Genomic DNA, 14,054 nt, shown 5'->3' with positions numbered 1-14,054 from the left:
TTCGATGCCTCACCATCAATCCGACTACGACGACGCCGAACCCAGCTTGGTCCGGCCGTACGCGCTCACCGAAGGTCGGACCCTGCCGTCCATCGACCTCCCGCTCGAAGCGATCATCGCGACGATCGAGGACGTGGTCTCGAACAATCTTGCACCGCAGGATATTCGTGCATCGATCGTCGCACTCTGCGAGAAGCGGATCTCGATTGCCGAGATCGCTGCCCACCTCGGTGTTCCGATCGGAGTCGTGCGGGTACTGGTTGCCGACCTCGTAGTAGCCGGATCACTGGAAATACATGCCACTCTGCGAAGCGACGCATCTCGAGTCGAGCGACGCGAACTGATCGAAAGGACCCTCAGTGGACTTCGGGCACTCTGACTCATCGTCTCGCGTGAAATCGACAAAAATCGTGATCGCCGGGGGTTTCGGTGTTGGCAAGACAACGCTTGTGGGGACCGTCTCTGAAATCGTCCCCCTTCGCACGGAGGCAATGGTCACCGACGCCAGCGACGGTATCGACAATCTCGGTTCCACTCCCGACAAGAGCACCACGACGGTCGCGATGGACTTCGGGCGCATCACTCTCGCCGACGACCTGGTCCTCTATCTGTTCGGAACCCCGGGACAGCGCCGCTTCTGGTTCATGTGGGACGACTTGATCACCGGTGCGATCGGTGCGGTCATTCTGGTCGACACGCGCCGTCTGGAAGACAGCTTCGCTGCAGTCGACTTCTTCGAGGCGCGAGGGCTCCCGTTCATTGTGGCGGTCAACCGTTTCGACGGCGCACCAATCCATTCGGCGAGCGATCTCCGGCAGGCATTGGCGCTACCCAACCGCGTTCCCATGATCGAGATCGACGCCCGAAACCGCGAATCGGCCAAACGCGCGCTGATCGCCGTCACCGAGTACTCCCTCGAACGACTTGCAGCTGAAGCAGTCGTCTAGATGAATCACCAGATGCGAATCGTCGCCGAAAGGAACTGGCATGTCGGATGAAATGCACCATTTCTCGATGGGAATCTGGCTGCTCGGGCTCGCCTACGTCGTGTCCGTGGTCGGGTCGGTAGTCGGCCTGGCGTGCACCAGGCATTCAGCGTCGGCGACGACAACCGCCACACGCATGCGATGGCTAGCCATGGCTGCCCTGTCGATCGGTGGTGTCGCCATCTGGCTGATGCACTTCATCGCCATGCTCGGCTTCGCAGTCCCCGGCAGTCCCATTCGATACAACCTCGGATGGACCGTGATCTCCGCGATCATCTCAGTAGGTGCTGTTTTTGTCGGTCTGCTGATCATCGGGACCGAATTCCGCTGGACGCGGCTTCTGATCGGCGGCGTGGTGACCGGTCTCGCCGTGAACATCATGCATTACACCGGCATGCGCGCCTTGCGCTTTCAGGGTGAGATCCACTACGACCTGCTCTTCGTTGCATTGTCGGTTCTCATCGCAGTCGTCGCCGGAACCGCTGCACTGTGGTTCACCATGGTGCTCGAGTCCACGATTCTGCGTTTTGTCGCCGGAATCATCATGGGCATCGCCGTCGTCGGTATGCACTACACCGGAATGGCCGCAGTCGAGGTTGTTCACGACGCGGCAGCCCCGGCGCCGCAGGGACTCGAAGTGTTCTCATTCCTCTTCCCCGTCTTCGTTCTCGGCCTGCTGGCGTTGGCAGTTCCGATTGTCGCCGTGCTGACAGCACCCAACCGTGCGACGGCACGGATGGAATCCGCCGCCGACGACCTGGCGTTCGAAGCACGAGAGTTCGCGACCTCGAACTGAGAGGAGTACGGGGCGAGTCGATGTGAATCGACGACGCCCCGTACATTGCGGGGATGGTGGATGCCGTACACAACCCCCAGCCGTCGGCCGACGCGGCACTGGTCGTGATCGGTGGTTTGCCGGCCACCGGCAAATCGACGATCGCGCGGGTGCTTGCTCAGCATCACAAGATCCCCTACGTGCGGATCGATACCATCGAACAGTCGCTGATCCGCAGCGGTATCGCTGATGTATCCGGGACCGCCGGATACATCACCGGGTACGCGCTCGCCGCCGAACAATTGCGACTGGGACTCTCGGTCGTGGTCGAATGCGTCAACCCAGTCGAGGCGACACGAAACGCCTGGTCCGCTACCGCACAACATAATTCGGCGCGCTTGCTCAGTGTCGAAGTCATCTGTTCGGATCCCGACGAGCATCGCAGACGCGCAGAACGGCGAGTCGTCGACATCCCGGATCTTGTACTACCTACGTGGCAGGAAATCCTGGATCGAGACTACGAGCCGTGGACCACGGAACGGCTCGTGCTCGACACCGCAATCATGAACTCCGAGAGCGCAGTACGACGAATAACTGCCAGAATGTTCACCGAATGAGAGCTGCTCACAGGGTGAGAACGAAGAATGCACTGTTCGGATCTTCGCGGTAGTTTCCGAACGGTGGAGACGGGACGAACCCGAATCTCGCATACAGTCGGCGTGCCGGATCGAAGAAGTCCTGTGTGCCGGTCTCCAATTCGAGTTGCCGGTAACCTCGTTGTCTCGACTCGTCCACGACGTGTTGAAGAAGTCGCGTACCCACGCCACGCCCTCGAGCTACCGATGAGGTTCGCATCGACTTGATCTCGCCACCGGTCGACGACCGTTCCTTGAGTGCAACACAACCGAGTAGATCGTCACCTTCGCTCCACAGCGTCCACATGGTCACGGAGCTATCCGTCAGCCCGGTGATGTCCAGCGCGTGAACGCTGTCCGCGGGCGAGGTCGCATGCATGTCGGCGAGATGTTCGGTCAGTAGAGCACGGACCACATCCCGACTCAGGTCGTCAATTTCGATTCGCACGGATCCTCACTGTCCTCTTCGCTTCCGGCAGCATCGAATGAAAGTATGACTGGCCATCACTTCGGCGAAGGCTTGGCCCGTACGTGGATGCGTTCTCCTTGGGGGCCGAACAGACTCAGTACCTCGACCGGGCCGCCGCCGTCACTACCGAACCAATGCGGGTTTCGGGTGTCGAATTCAGCAGCTTCACCCGTACCCATCACGATGTCGTGATCGGCCAACACCAACCGCAACCTCCCCGACAAGACGTACAGCCATTCGTAGCCGTCGTGCACTTGCGGGTTGGGGTCCGTCTGGCTTGCCGGGATGGTCATCTTGAATGCCTGCAGCCCACCGGGTTGCCGAGTCAGCGGCAATACCGTTCGCCCACTGACGCTTCGAGGCGCACTCTGGATACGTGGATCGGCGACCTGTGGTGCCGCAACCAGTTGGTCCAACGGCACTTGGTGGGCAAGCGCGATCGGAAGCAGCAACTCCAGACTGGGTCGACGCTCCCCCGCTTCGAGCCTCGACAGGGTGCTCTTCGAAATACCGGTGGACTCGGACAGCGCTGTGAGCGTGACGTTCCTCTGTGTACGAATGCGTTTGAGGCGCGCGCCGATCTGCGAGATGGCGGCATCGATGTGCGGACCGTTGACATTCATGGTGCCGAGTCTGACGACGATTCCCAGAAATGGCAACATTAGTTGCTGACGAACCTCCTCCGCGAGCAATCTGTGCTCATGCGAACACACACTGAAACAGAGATCCTCGACGCCGTGATCGTCGGCGGTGGCGCCGCCGGACTCAGTGCAGCCCTGGTGTTGGGTCGTGCTCGGCGCTCGGTCGCCGTCATCGATTCCGGCAAACCGCGCAACACACCGGCAGCACACATGCACGGCTTCCTCTCGCGAGACGGCATGGCGCCAGGTGAGTTGCTCGCCGTCGGACGCAGCGAATTACAGACGTACGGAGTCGAATTCAAACGCGACGACGTAGTCGACATCTCCTGGCGCGGTATCGAACCCGGCTTTGTCGTCGAACTGTCGGGAGGCACGACGCTCGAAACTCGCACTGTGCTGGTTGCCACCGGCCTACGGGATTCACTCCCGGAAATACCAGGAATCCAGGAGCTTTGGGGGCAAAGCGTGCTCCATTGCCCGTACTGCCATGCGTACGAGATCAGCGACCAACCGATCGGCGTTCTCGGCGGCGACGCTCGCGAGATGTCACTTCACCAGGCGTTTCTACTCCGACAGTGGTCGTCGGATGTGACGTTCTTCCCCGACAAGATCTCGCTCACCCCCGACGAACGCGCGCGACTGGCTGCCCGAGGAGTGACGGTTGCCGACGGATCGGTATCTGGATTGGTCTGCGAGAAAAGCAAACTGAAAGCCGTCGAACTCGACAACGGCCAACTGGTTGCGCGCTCAGCACTGTTCGTTGCGCCGCGTTTCGTTCCGAACGACGCACATCTGACGCGACTCGGCTGCAAAGCCAGCCCCACGGGATTCGTGGCTGTCGATCATTCCGGCGCCACCAGTGTTCCCGGTATCTGGGGCGCCGGCAACGTCGTCGACCCTCGCGCACAGGTAATCAATGCTGCGGCTGCAGGTTCAACCGCGGCGATCGCAATCAACGGATACCTGGTAGAGCAGGACGTCGAATCGGCTCTTCGCTCGACCGACCCTGAAGGTGGTTTCTCGGCGGCCATGGAGCAGGGCGTCTGCGAGATGAACGGCGGCAGCGCCCTTCACGGCATCTGACCGAAGCGTCTAGGTCGCGGGGCCGCCGTGCAACTTCTCGTAGGCGGCCTTCTCGGCGTCGTGGCGCGAGATCTTCTTCGGGTTCTCGAGGTCGGAAGGCAAACCGTGACGCTCGAGGCGACGCGACCTGTTCTGAGCCATGTAGGAGACCGAATAGAACAGCGCCAGAAGCACTCCGAGCAGCACCATCGACGCCCGCAGGGCCCACGGCCCGGGGAAGAGCATGAAGGCCGCGAAGACGGGAATGAACGGCACCATGCTGCGGATCAGGTGACGTGGCACAGCCCAGTCACCGATCAGGTCGTTTCGCACCCAGTCCTGCATCGAATCGGGCAACTTGCGCCCCACTGAATAACCCAACCACTGAAGGGGATTCGGGCTCGTGCGTTGCTTTTTGGAAGTCACGGAAGTCACCTGTTCGGTACGCATCGGTCTTGACGCAGTCGTCACGTTTCTTTCAGATGTGGTCATCACATTTCTCTCATTGGTCTAAAGCGCCGGCGCGGAGCGCGGCCTCGTTGACCCGCGTCAGAACGTTGTGGAGTTCTTCGAGTTCGGCGAGGCTGACGCCGAGCTTCGCGACAACCGCCGGCGGGATCTTCTCCGCCTCGTCACGCAGTGCCACACCGGCTTCGGTGAGGTCGACGTCGAGTTGACGTTCGTCGGCGCGGCTACGGGTTCGCGTGATCAACCCGGACGCCTCGAGTCGCTTGAGGAGCGGCGAGAGTGTCGGCGAATCAAGCTGCAATGCCTGCCCGATTTCCTTGACCGCCATCGGCGACTTCCCCCACAGGGCAAGCATCACCAGATACTGGGGATGCGTGAGGCCCATCGGCTCGAGCAGTGGCCGGTAGACGGACAGGACTGCCCGGTTCGCGACCGGCAAGTGCAAAACACACCTGCCGGTCGAGAGCCAGCGGATCGTCCATCTGCGTCTGCGGAGCCTTCGTCGTCATGAATCCGATGTTACCAGATTGATTAGTGCAGTAACTATTATCGCACTAATCAATCTGGCGATGATCGTCACTCTTCTCCAACGTCGACGTGGGTTGCCCGGTGAGGCCCACGTGGGCTTCCGCCCTCATACGCTCCACCATGTGCGGGTAGTGCAGCTCGAACGCCGGACGCTCGCTACGGATGCGCGGCAACTCGGTGAAGTTGTGACGCGGCGGTGGGCAGGTGGTCGCCCACTCGAGCGAGTTTCCGTAACCCCACGGATCGTCGACGGTGACCACCTCGCCGTAGCGGTAACTCTTGAAAACGTTCCAGATGAACGGCAGTGTCGACGCGCCGAGCACGAACGCGAAGATCGTGGACACCGAGTTCAGCACCGTGAATCCGTCCGAGGGCAGATAGTCGGCATAACGACGGGGCATACCTTCGCCACCGAGCCAGTGCTGGACGAGGAACGTGCCGTGGAAGCCGACGAACGTGGTCCAGAAGTGCCACTTGCCGAGGCGCTCGTCCATCATGCGACCGGTCATCTTCGGGAACCAGAAGTAGATACCGGCGTACGTGGCGAACACGACCGTACCGAAGACCACGTAGTGGAAGTGGGCGACAACAAAATACGTGTCGGTGACGTGGAAGTCGATCGGCGGACTCGCGAGAATGACGCCCGACAGACCACCGAAGAGGAAGGTGATCAGGAAGCCGACCGAGAACAGCATCGGCGATTCGAAGGTCAACTGCCCCTTCCACATCGTGCCGATCCAGTTGAAGATCTTCACACCTGTCGGCACGGCGATCAGGAACGTCATGAACGAGAAGTAGGGCAGGAGAACAGCACCCGTCGCATACATGTGGTGAGCCCACACCGCGATGGACAGAGCTGAGATCGCCAGTGTCGCGTAAACCAAACCGGTGTATCCGAAGATCGGCTTACGGCTGAAGACCGGGAAGATCTCCGAGACGATGCCGAAGAACGGCAGCGCGATGATGTACACCTCGGGATGCCCGAAGAACCAGAACAGGTGCTGCCACAACAGAACTCCACCTGACGCCGGGTCGAAGATGTGTCCACCGAGGTGACGGTCGACGAACAGACCCATGAATGCAGCGGTCAGCAGCGGGAACGCCATCAAGATCAGAATGCTGGTGATGAAGATATTCCAGGTGAAGATCGACATCCGGAACATCGTCATGCCTGGTGCGCGCAAACAGATCACCGTGGTGATCATGTTGACCGCACCGAGAATAGTGCCGAGACCGCCCACTGTCAGTCCGAAGACCCACAGGTCGGCTCCGACGCCGGGGCTGTGCACCGCACCCGACAGCGGGGTGTACGCAGTCCAACCGAAGTCGGCAGCGCCGCCCGGCGTGAGGAATCCGCCGAGTACGATCAAACCACCAAAAGTGAAGAGCCAGAAGCCGAATGCGTTCAAGCGCGGGAAGGCCACGTCCGGGGCACCGATTTGCAGCGGAAGTATGTAGTTCGCGAAGCCGAAAACGACGGGCGTCGCGTACAGCAGCAACATGATCGTGCCGTGCATGGTGAACAACTGGTTGAACTGCTCGTTCGAGAGGAACTGCATCCCGGGGACAGCCAGTTCCGCACGCATGAACAGGGCCATCAGGCCGCCGATCAAGAAGAACACGAAAGCCGTGATCATGTACATGATCCCGATCTTCTTGTGATCGGTGGTCTTGATCATGTCGAACATCCACGACCCCTTGGGATCACGACGCTTCGGGTACGGCCGCTCCGGAATCGGCTCCAGCTCTCCGGTCCGCTCGTCCGGCACCGTTGTTGTCATGCTCGCGCGTCCTCTTTCGTGCTCGATACCGCCCTCAAGAACTTTCCGCACGACCATATCGCATGTTAATAGTTAATGCACAAACTAAGTTTGGTCGACGTGGACATCAATCGAAAACCGAACGTACGCAACGTTTTGCAGATTTCGGTGAGATAAAGTCAGGCGGCGGAATAGGTCAAGGGTCCGCCGCGTTGAACAAACCCGTGACTCTTCCCGACACATCGACAGCACCCGAGGCCCCCGCGTTGCGCGGCCTCTTCGAGCCTTTCGAGGTCAAATCACTCTCGTTGCGCAACCGTTTTGCGATGGCCCCGATGACTCGCGCCTTCTCTCCTGACGGAATCCCCGGCGCCGACGTGGCCGAGTACTACCGTCGTCGCGCAGCGGGCGGGGTCGGCCTGATCATCACGGAAGGCACCTATATCCCGGACCCGGCAGCCGGCCCGCACACCCGCGTACCGCGCATCTACGGTGATTCGAGCCTGGGCGGCTGGAAGTCGGTAGTCGACGCCGTGCACGCCGAGGGTGGATCGATCATTCCTCAGCTGTGGCACCTCGGAGTCGAGCGCGGCGAAAACTCGCGTCTGAACCCCGAGGTCGAAACCGTCAGCCCCTCCGGCCTGGCGCTGGACGGCACCCGTCTGGGACGAGAATTCACCACCTCGGATCTCGACACCTTGAAGCAGTCGTGGGTCGACGCCGCACTCAACGCGAAGAACACCGGTTTCGACGGGCTCGAGTTGCACGGAGCGCACGGCTACCTGCTCGACGAATTCCTTTGGGCCGGAACCAATGTCCGCACCGATGAATACGGCGGATCACTGGAAGCCCGCACCCGTTTCCCGGCCGAGGTCGTCGCCGCAATCCGAGAGGCTGTCGGAAACGAGTTCGCGATCGTCTACCGATTCTCGCAGTGGAAGTCCGGCCACTACGACGCTCGTATCGCCCAGAGCCCGGCTGAACTCGGCCGCATCCTCACTCCCCTGGTCGACGCCGGCGTCGACGTTCTGCATCCGTCGACGAGGCGCCACTGGGAACCGGCGTTCGCTGAACTCGACGGCGAAGACGGCAAGCTCGGCCTCGCCGGCTGGACGAAGAAGCTGACCGGGTTGCCGACCATCACCGTCGGCTCGGTCGGACTCGACTCCGTGTTCACGACGGCATTCACCGGCGACGCCGCATCGGCTGTCACGGGGCTGGAGCGTCTCGAAGCTCAGTACGATAGGGGTGAATTCGACATGGTTGCCATCGGACGCGCGCTGCTCGCCGATCCCGAGTGGGTCGAGAAGCTCCGCACCGGACGCGCGGACGAGCACATCGCATTCACTGCAGAACATCGCACGCACCTGAACTGACCTCGCACGACAGAACGGCACTCCCGCGATTGCGGGAGTGCCGTTCGTGGGTCTACCGGAAGTTCTAGCTGCCGAGCGTGACCGGGTCGGGGCCGATGCGGCCGGCCGGGTCGTCGAGAGCACCGATCGCGTTGATTTGTTCCGGCGTCAGTTCGAATCCGAAGACATCGAAGTTTGCGGCGATACGTTCGGGGGTCACCGACTTCGGAATCACCACGTTTCCGATCTGCAGGTGCCAGCGAATGATCACCTGAGCCGCGGTGACGCCATGAGCGTCGGCGATAGCGGTGATGACGGGGTCACCGAGAACAGTTCCCTGGCCGAGCGGGCTCCACGCTTCCGTCGCGATTCCCTTGCCGGTGTGGAAAGCGCGCAGTTCGGCTTGGTTGAACTTGGGGTGAAGCTCGATCTGGTTGAGGACCGGCACCTCACCGGTTTCACCGATGACACGCTCGAGGTTCTCGATGGTGAAGTTGGAGACGCCGATGGATCGAACCCGTCCGTCCGCCTTGAGCTTCTGGAATGCCTTGAAGGTCTCGACGTACAGGTCCTTGGACGGAACCGGCCAGTGGATCAGGTACAGATCGAGGTAGTCGAGACCCAACTTGTCGAGGCTGGCGTCGAAGGCGGCAAGCGTCGAGTCGTAGCCCTGATCGTCGTTCCACAGTTTTGTCGTGATGTACAGGTCTTCGCGGGCGATGCCGGATTCGGCGATCGCGCGGCCGACGCCCACCTCGTTGCCGTAGATCTTGGCGGTGTCGATACTGCGGTAACCGGCCTTCAGAGCGGTGGAGACGGCTTCCTGCGTCTCGTCGTCCGGAACCTGGAACACACCGAATCCCAGTGCGGGGATCGTCTTACCGTCGTTCAGAACAATGGTCGGTACAGAGGTCACATCGTTGGTCTCGGTCATATGTGGATCCAACGCACGGGCGCCAGGAGGCATTCCCCACCGAACCTCCTCTTCGGCCCCTTGTCGCACCCGAAATGCCGGTCTACCTTGGAATACAAGTAATCGAATCGCCTCGAGAAAAGAGAGAGCGATGAATCTCGGATATCGTCTCGCCTACAAGGTCGGCGTCACTCCATGGGAGCACACCGGTCACGGCTTCGACGCTCAACTGTCCGGCCTTCTGGATGCGATTCCCCTCCCGGAAGGTGGCCGTGCACTCGATATCGGTTGCGGCACCGGACGCCATTCCATCGAGCTGGCGCAACGCGGGTGGCACGTCACCGGCGTCGACGCCGAACAGGAACCGCTGGACAAAGCGCGCATTCACGCGCGTGAAGCACACGTCGACGTCCGGTTCCTCCACGAGGACGCGGCAGACCTGCACATTGCTGTCGACGGCGGGCACATGCTGGTGCTCGACATCGGCTGCTTTCACGGGCTCACCGATCATCAACGACGCGACTACGGGAGGTCGGTCAACGCGATCACCGCACCCGGGGCGTCCATGGTGATGTTCGCATTCGGGCCAGGTCACCGTTGGCCGATGCCACATGGCGTCTCCGAGGAGGACGTCATGCGAGTATTCGACGGTTGGTCGATTGCCTCGAGTACGGCCGCCGACGTGAGTGAATCGCCACTTCCGGTCCGTGCGGCACATCCGTGCTGGTACCACCTGGTCCGTGACTGACTGCTGTGCGCCTTTATTAACCGCCCGCGGTTAATAAAGGCGCACAGCACCGATTAACGCAGGCGCACAGCTCCGGGGATACTTCTCAGGTGACTGCAACACTGCGCATCAGCGGCCTCTCTGCCTCCCGGGGAGAACGCACTCTGTTCTCCGACCTCGATCTCACCGTCGCGCCCGGCGACGTCATCGGCCTCGTCGGCGCGAACGGCGCCGGCAAGTCGACGCTTCTCACTGCACTGGCGGGAATCGGAACTGCCGACGTCGAAGGTTCGATCATCCTCAGCCCGCCAGACGCTGCGGTGGGTTATCTCGCACAGGAACCCGACCGCATCGAGGGCGAGACCGTCCTCGAGTTCCTCGGCCGACGCACCGGCGTCGCGCACGCCGAGGCGGTCATGAACGCCGCGGCCGAAACCCTGGCTGAAGCGGAGGAGGATCTGTACTCTCCGGCTCTCGAACGCTGGCTCGCTCTCGGCGGCGCCGATCTGTTCGAGCGCGCCGAGAAGGTGGTCGAAGAACTCGGGCTCGGAGTTCCGCTCGAAGCTCACATGACGGCACTGTCCGGCGGTCAGGCCGCACGCGCCGGGCTCGCGTCGCTGTTGCTCTCGCGCTACGACATTCTCCTGTTGGACGAACCCACCAACGATCTCGACCTGCGGGGTCTCGAGCAGTTGGAGCGATTTGTCGCCGAGACCCGAGCGGCGCTGGTTGTCGTGAGCCACGATCGCGAGTTCCTCTCGCGCACCGTCACGGGGATCGTGGAACTCGATCTGGCACAACAGGACATCGCCGTCTACGACGGCGGCTACGAGTCGTACCTCGCCGAACGCGAGATCGCCCGCCAGCACGCACGCGAGGCGTTCGAGGAATACGCAGGCACCCGCTCCGATCTCGAAGATCGCGCACAGATGCAGCGCAACTGGATGGAACACGGCGTCCGCAATGCGCGTCGTAAGGCCAAGGACAACGACAAGATCGGACGCGGATTGCGGACCGAGTCGACGGAGAAGCAAGCCGCGAAGGCACGCCAGACCCAACGTCGCATCGAGCGACTCGAAGTGGTCGAGGAACCGCGCAAGGAGTGGGAACTTCGCATGGAGATCGCGGCGGCTCCGCGGTCCGGATCCGTTGTCGCAACCACGAATGGTGCCAAGGTAACGCGCGGTCAGTTCACGTTCGGTCCGGTCACGACACAGATCGACTGGGGCGATCGAATCCTCGTCACGGGCGCGAACGGGGCAGGCAAGACCACCCTCCTGAACGTTTTGCTCGGCAAACTCGTCCCAGACGAGGGCATCGCGTCCTTGGGTTCCGGTGTCGCGATCGGTGAGATCGATCAGGCGCGTGGATTGTTCGAAGGTGATCAACCAGTCGTCGAGGCCTTCGGCGCTCAGGTTCCGGACTGGCCCGATGCCGATGTCCGTACTCTGCTCGCCAAGTTCGGCCTGCGCGGACACCACGTACTCAGATCTGCCGCTTCCCTGTCCCCCGGCGAAAGAACAAGGGCTGCACTTGCTTTGCTCCAAGCTCGCGGCGTGAACCTACTGGTACTGGACGAGCCGACGAACCATCTCGACCTTCCGGCGATCGAACAGCTCGAGCAGGCGATGGAATCCTTCGAGGGAACCCTCCTCCTGGTCACTCACGATCGACGCATGCTGCAGTCCACCCGAAGCACGCGCCGGTGGCGAATGGAGAACGGACAGCTCTTCGAGGAGTAGCCAACCGACTCTGCTTGCGCAGACAACCCGCGTGTGCAACTATTTATCAGGCGCACGCAATAGTTGCATGCGCGGCATAGGTGGGCACGGGCGACACGATCGCCCGTCGAACCGCCACACCCAGTCTTGAAAGGCGCTCTTCAATGTTGTCGATCCCCGACCGCACACTGACTCACGGAACCACCGGCGAACCGATCACCATCCCGCAACTCGGGTACGGCGTTTTCCAGGTACCGGACGCACAGACCGAAGAGGTCACTGCCACCGCTCTCGAGATCGGCTACCGCCACATCGACACGGCCGCAATCTACGGAAACGAAGCCGGTGTCGGCCGCGCCATCGCTAGTTCGGGTGTTCCGAGGTCAGAGCTTTTCGTCACCACCAAGTTGTGGAATGACGATCAGGGCCACGACCGAGCGCTCGCCGCGTTCGACACGAGCCTCGACAAGCTCGGCCTCGACTTCGTCGACCTGTATCTGATCCACTGGCCGGCACCGGCAAAGGGCCTGTTCGTGGAGACGTGGGCCGCTTTCGAGGAGATCCTCGCCTCCGGCCGTGCCCGTGCGATCGGCGTGTCCAACTTCCTGCCCGAGCACCTCGAACTGCTGGCCGAGCACAGCTCGATCACCCCGGCCGTCAACCAGATCGAATTGCACCCCAGACTGCAACAGCACGCGTCACGGGAATACGCGCGAAGTCGCGGCATCGAAATCGAGGCATGGAGCCCACTGGGACAGGGAACTATCCTCGACGACCCGACCATCGGGAAAATCGCTGCAGCACACGGAAAGAGCCCAGCGCAGATCATTCTGCGCTGGCATCTCGAACAGGGACACACCGTTTTGTCGAAGTCGGTGACACCTGCCCGCATGCGCGACAACGCCGCAATCTTCGACTTCGCACTCGATACCGACGAGTCAGCTGCCATCGCAGCGCTGAACACCGACAGCCGTGTCGGACCCGATCCAGTCGAATTGAACTGAATCGAAACGGCTTCAGGAATTTTCGTGAGGAGTCAACGTCAGCAGCACAGAATCGACGGACTGCTCGGCCAGGAGCGCGTCCAGCGGTAAGTGACGGAACAACGCTCGGTAATAGATCGGCGACGCCAGGGCATCCAGGACGAAGTCCAGGTCGAAGTCGCTCCGAATTTCGCCGCGTAGCCGCGCCGATTCCAGCACTGCCGCAGTGGAATCGCGTCGTGGCTGAAAGAATGCCGACTGGAAATCCCGCGCCAATTCCGGGTCCGCCGCCAGATCCGCAACCAACGCGGGCAGGATCCGCCCAACTACCGTTTCGCTCAGCCCCACAACCAATGTCGTGATGCCGGCGACCAGGTCTGCCCTGAGATCGCCGGTGTCCGGCGTTGGATCAGTACCGATGTGCGCCACGACGACGTCGACCACCAGATGCCGCTTCGACGGCCATCTCCGGTAGATGGCGGGTCGATGCACGCCGGCTTTCGTCGCCACCGAACCGATTGACAGCTCCGCATAACCGTTCTCCCCCAACAACTCCAGGGTTGCCGCCAGTACGGCGTCGTCGATCCGCTCGTCGCGGGCGCGCACCATCTACAGCACCGGTCGCGGCATGAGCACCAGACGCCAGCCGTCGGGATCTTCGAAAGTCATCCCCGCATTCTCCTCCCAGTACGGATTCTCGGCGCCAACGGGTTCGTGCCCTGCTTCACCCAACCGCTGAACTACCTCGTACATCGCCGACTCGCCGGCGAAGTAGAGCACCAACAGGTTGTCCTGCGTCGGCGCCGGGCACGGGCTTCCGTCTTCGTGGGTCGTGAATTCGAGGTGATAGTTCGAATCCGGCAGCCCCAGCATGATTCCGTCGTACCCGGCATGACCGGAGAACCGGTAGAGCTCTGGCAATCCCAGACAGTCGCGATAGAACGCAATCACGTCGTCGAGCCTGTCGGTGGGTCGCGCTATGCGCACTTGCACTACTGCGAGGTCGTTCGGCCAAGTTGTCATTCCCAAAC

The 14,054-nt window shown here is 61.6% G+C and carries 16 protein-coding genes and 1 pseudogene; 9 read left to right on the top strand and 8 right to left on the bottom strand.

Features of this window, described 5'->3' with window-relative positions; translation table 11 throughout:
* Window positions 1-4: 4 nt before the first annotated feature.
* The 4 genes from CPI83_RS07550 to CPI83_RS07535 are packed head-to-tail and all read left to right on the top strand — an operon-like array spanning window position 5 to window position 2,378.
* A complete protein-coding gene (locus CPI83_RS07550; RefSeq protein ID WP_097387028.1) occupies window positions 5-379 on the top strand; it encodes a DUF742 domain-containing protein in 375 nt (124 codons plus the stop codon).
* Window positions 360-947 (top strand): ATP/GTP-binding protein, encoded by a 588-nt coding sequence (locus CPI83_RS07545; protein ID WP_003940118.1) that lies wholly within the window; start codon window positions 360-362, stop codon window positions 945-947. The genes CPI83_RS07550 and CPI83_RS07545 overlap by 20 nt, the downstream gene beginning before the upstream one ends.
* 40 nt (window positions 948-987) lie before the next feature.
* Window positions 988-1,782 (top strand): MHYT domain-containing protein, encoded by a 795-nt coding sequence (locus tag CPI83_RS07540; protein WP_019744851.1) that lies wholly within the window; start codon window positions 988-990, stop codon window positions 1,780-1,782.
* Window positions 1,783-1,835: 53 nt separating this feature from the next.
* Window positions 1,836-2,378 (top strand): AAA family ATPase, encoded by a 543-nt coding sequence (locus CPI83_RS07535; RefSeq protein WP_029255988.1) that lies wholly within the window; start codon window positions 1,836-1,838, stop codon window positions 2,376-2,378.
* 7 nt (window positions 2,379-2,385) lie between these two features.
* Here CPI83_RS07535 and CPI83_RS07530 read toward each other — a convergent pair whose 3' ends face one another.
* Together CPI83_RS07530 and CPI83_RS07525 are read right to left on the bottom strand one after the other, a co-directional pair.
* Window positions 2,386-2,844 (bottom strand): GNAT family N-acetyltransferase, encoded by a 459-nt coding sequence (locus tag CPI83_RS07530; RefSeq protein WP_019744853.1) that lies wholly within the window; start codon window positions 2,842-2,844, stop codon window positions 2,386-2,388.
* Between the two features lie 56 nt (window positions 2,845-2,900).
* Entirely contained in the window at window positions 2,901-3,527 is a 627-nt protein-coding gene (locus CPI83_RS07525) for an XRE family transcriptional regulator (protein WP_097387027.1), read from the bottom strand.
* A gap of 39 nt (window positions 3,528-3,566) precedes the next feature.
* Here CPI83_RS07525 and CPI83_RS07520 point away from each other — a divergent pair, with 39 nt between their 5' ends.
* A complete protein-coding gene (locus tag CPI83_RS07520; protein ID WP_153211793.1) occupies window positions 3,567-4,589 on the top strand; it encodes an NAD(P)/FAD-dependent oxidoreductase in 1,023 nt (340 codons plus the stop codon).
* A gap of 9 nt (window positions 4,590-4,598) precedes the next feature.
* Here the strand turns inward: CPI83_RS07520 and CPI83_RS07515 are convergent, their stop codons facing one another.
* From CPI83_RS07515 to ctaD, 3 genes and pseudogenes are all read right to left on the bottom strand, one after another.
* Entirely contained in the window at window positions 4,599-5,018 is a 420-nt protein-coding gene (locus CPI83_RS07515) for a DUF5313 family protein (protein ID WP_042451127.1), read from the bottom strand.
* 52 nt (window positions 5,019-5,070) lie between these two features.
* Window positions 5,071-5,545, bottom strand: a pseudogene (locus tag CPI83_RS07510) (MarR family transcriptional regulator).
* Window positions 5,546-5,590: 45 nt separating this feature from the next.
* On the bottom strand, window positions 5,591-7,345 hold the full coding sequence (ctaD, locus tag CPI83_RS07505; protein ID WP_020970441.1) for a cytochrome c oxidase subunit I: 1,755 nt from the start codon (window positions 7,343-7,345) through the stop codon (window positions 5,591-5,593).
* A 203-nt stretch (window positions 7,346-7,548) separates the two neighbouring features.
* Here ctaD and CPI83_RS07500 point away from each other — a divergent pair, with 203 nt between their 5' ends.
* Entirely contained in the window at window positions 7,549-8,700 is a 1,152-nt protein-coding gene (locus tag CPI83_RS07500; RefSeq protein ID WP_020908734.1) for an NADH:flavin oxidoreductase, read from the top strand.
* A 64-nt stretch (window positions 8,701-8,764) separates the two neighbouring features.
* Here CPI83_RS07500 and CPI83_RS07495 read toward each other — a convergent pair whose 3' ends face one another.
* Window positions 8,765-9,613 (bottom strand): aldo/keto reductase, encoded by an 849-nt coding sequence (locus tag CPI83_RS07495; protein ID WP_024487265.1) that lies wholly within the window; start codon window positions 9,611-9,613, stop codon window positions 8,765-8,767.
* Between the two features lie 130 nt (window positions 9,614-9,743).
* On the opposite strand from CPI83_RS07495, the gene CPI83_RS07490 reads away from it, so the two are divergent.
* The 3 genes from CPI83_RS07490 (at window position 9,744) to CPI83_RS07480 (ending at window position 13,044) form a co-directional block, all read left to right on the top strand.
* Complete coding sequence (locus CPI83_RS07490; RefSeq protein WP_020970443.1) at window positions 9,744-10,340, top strand: class I SAM-dependent methyltransferase; 597 nt, start codon at window positions 9,744-9,746, stop codon at window positions 10,338-10,340.
* A gap of 89 nt (window positions 10,341-10,429) precedes the next feature.
* A complete protein-coding gene (locus CPI83_RS07485; RefSeq protein ID WP_020970444.1) occupies window positions 10,430-12,061 on the top strand; it encodes an ABC-F family ATP-binding cassette domain-containing protein in 1,632 nt (543 codons plus the stop codon).
* A 143-nt stretch (window positions 12,062-12,204) separates the two neighbouring features.
* A complete protein-coding gene (locus CPI83_RS07480; RefSeq protein WP_020908738.1) occupies window positions 12,205-13,044 on the top strand; it encodes an aldo/keto reductase in 840 nt (279 codons plus the stop codon).
* 12 nt (window positions 13,045-13,056) lie between these two features.
* Here CPI83_RS07480 and CPI83_RS07475 read toward each other — a convergent pair whose 3' ends face one another.
* Window positions 13,057-13,632 (bottom strand): TetR/AcrR family transcriptional regulator, encoded by a 576-nt coding sequence (locus CPI83_RS07475; RefSeq protein WP_070385555.1) that lies wholly within the window; start codon window positions 13,630-13,632, stop codon window positions 13,057-13,059.
* Window positions 13,633-14,046 (bottom strand): VOC family protein, encoded by a 414-nt coding sequence (locus CPI83_RS07470; protein ID WP_029255991.1) that lies wholly within the window; start codon window positions 14,044-14,046, stop codon window positions 13,633-13,635.
* Window positions 14,047-14,054: the final 8 nt, after the last annotated feature.

The sequence above is a fragment of the Rhodococcus sp. H-CA8f genome (assembly GCF_002501585.1).
GTDB classification, from domain to species: Bacteria; Actinomycetota; Actinomycetes; order Mycobacteriales; family Mycobacteriaceae; genus Rhodococcus_F; species Rhodococcus_F erythropolis.
The sequence above is the reverse complement of the archived record's forward strand: the minus strand, read 5'-3'. Positions and strand labels throughout refer to the sequence as shown.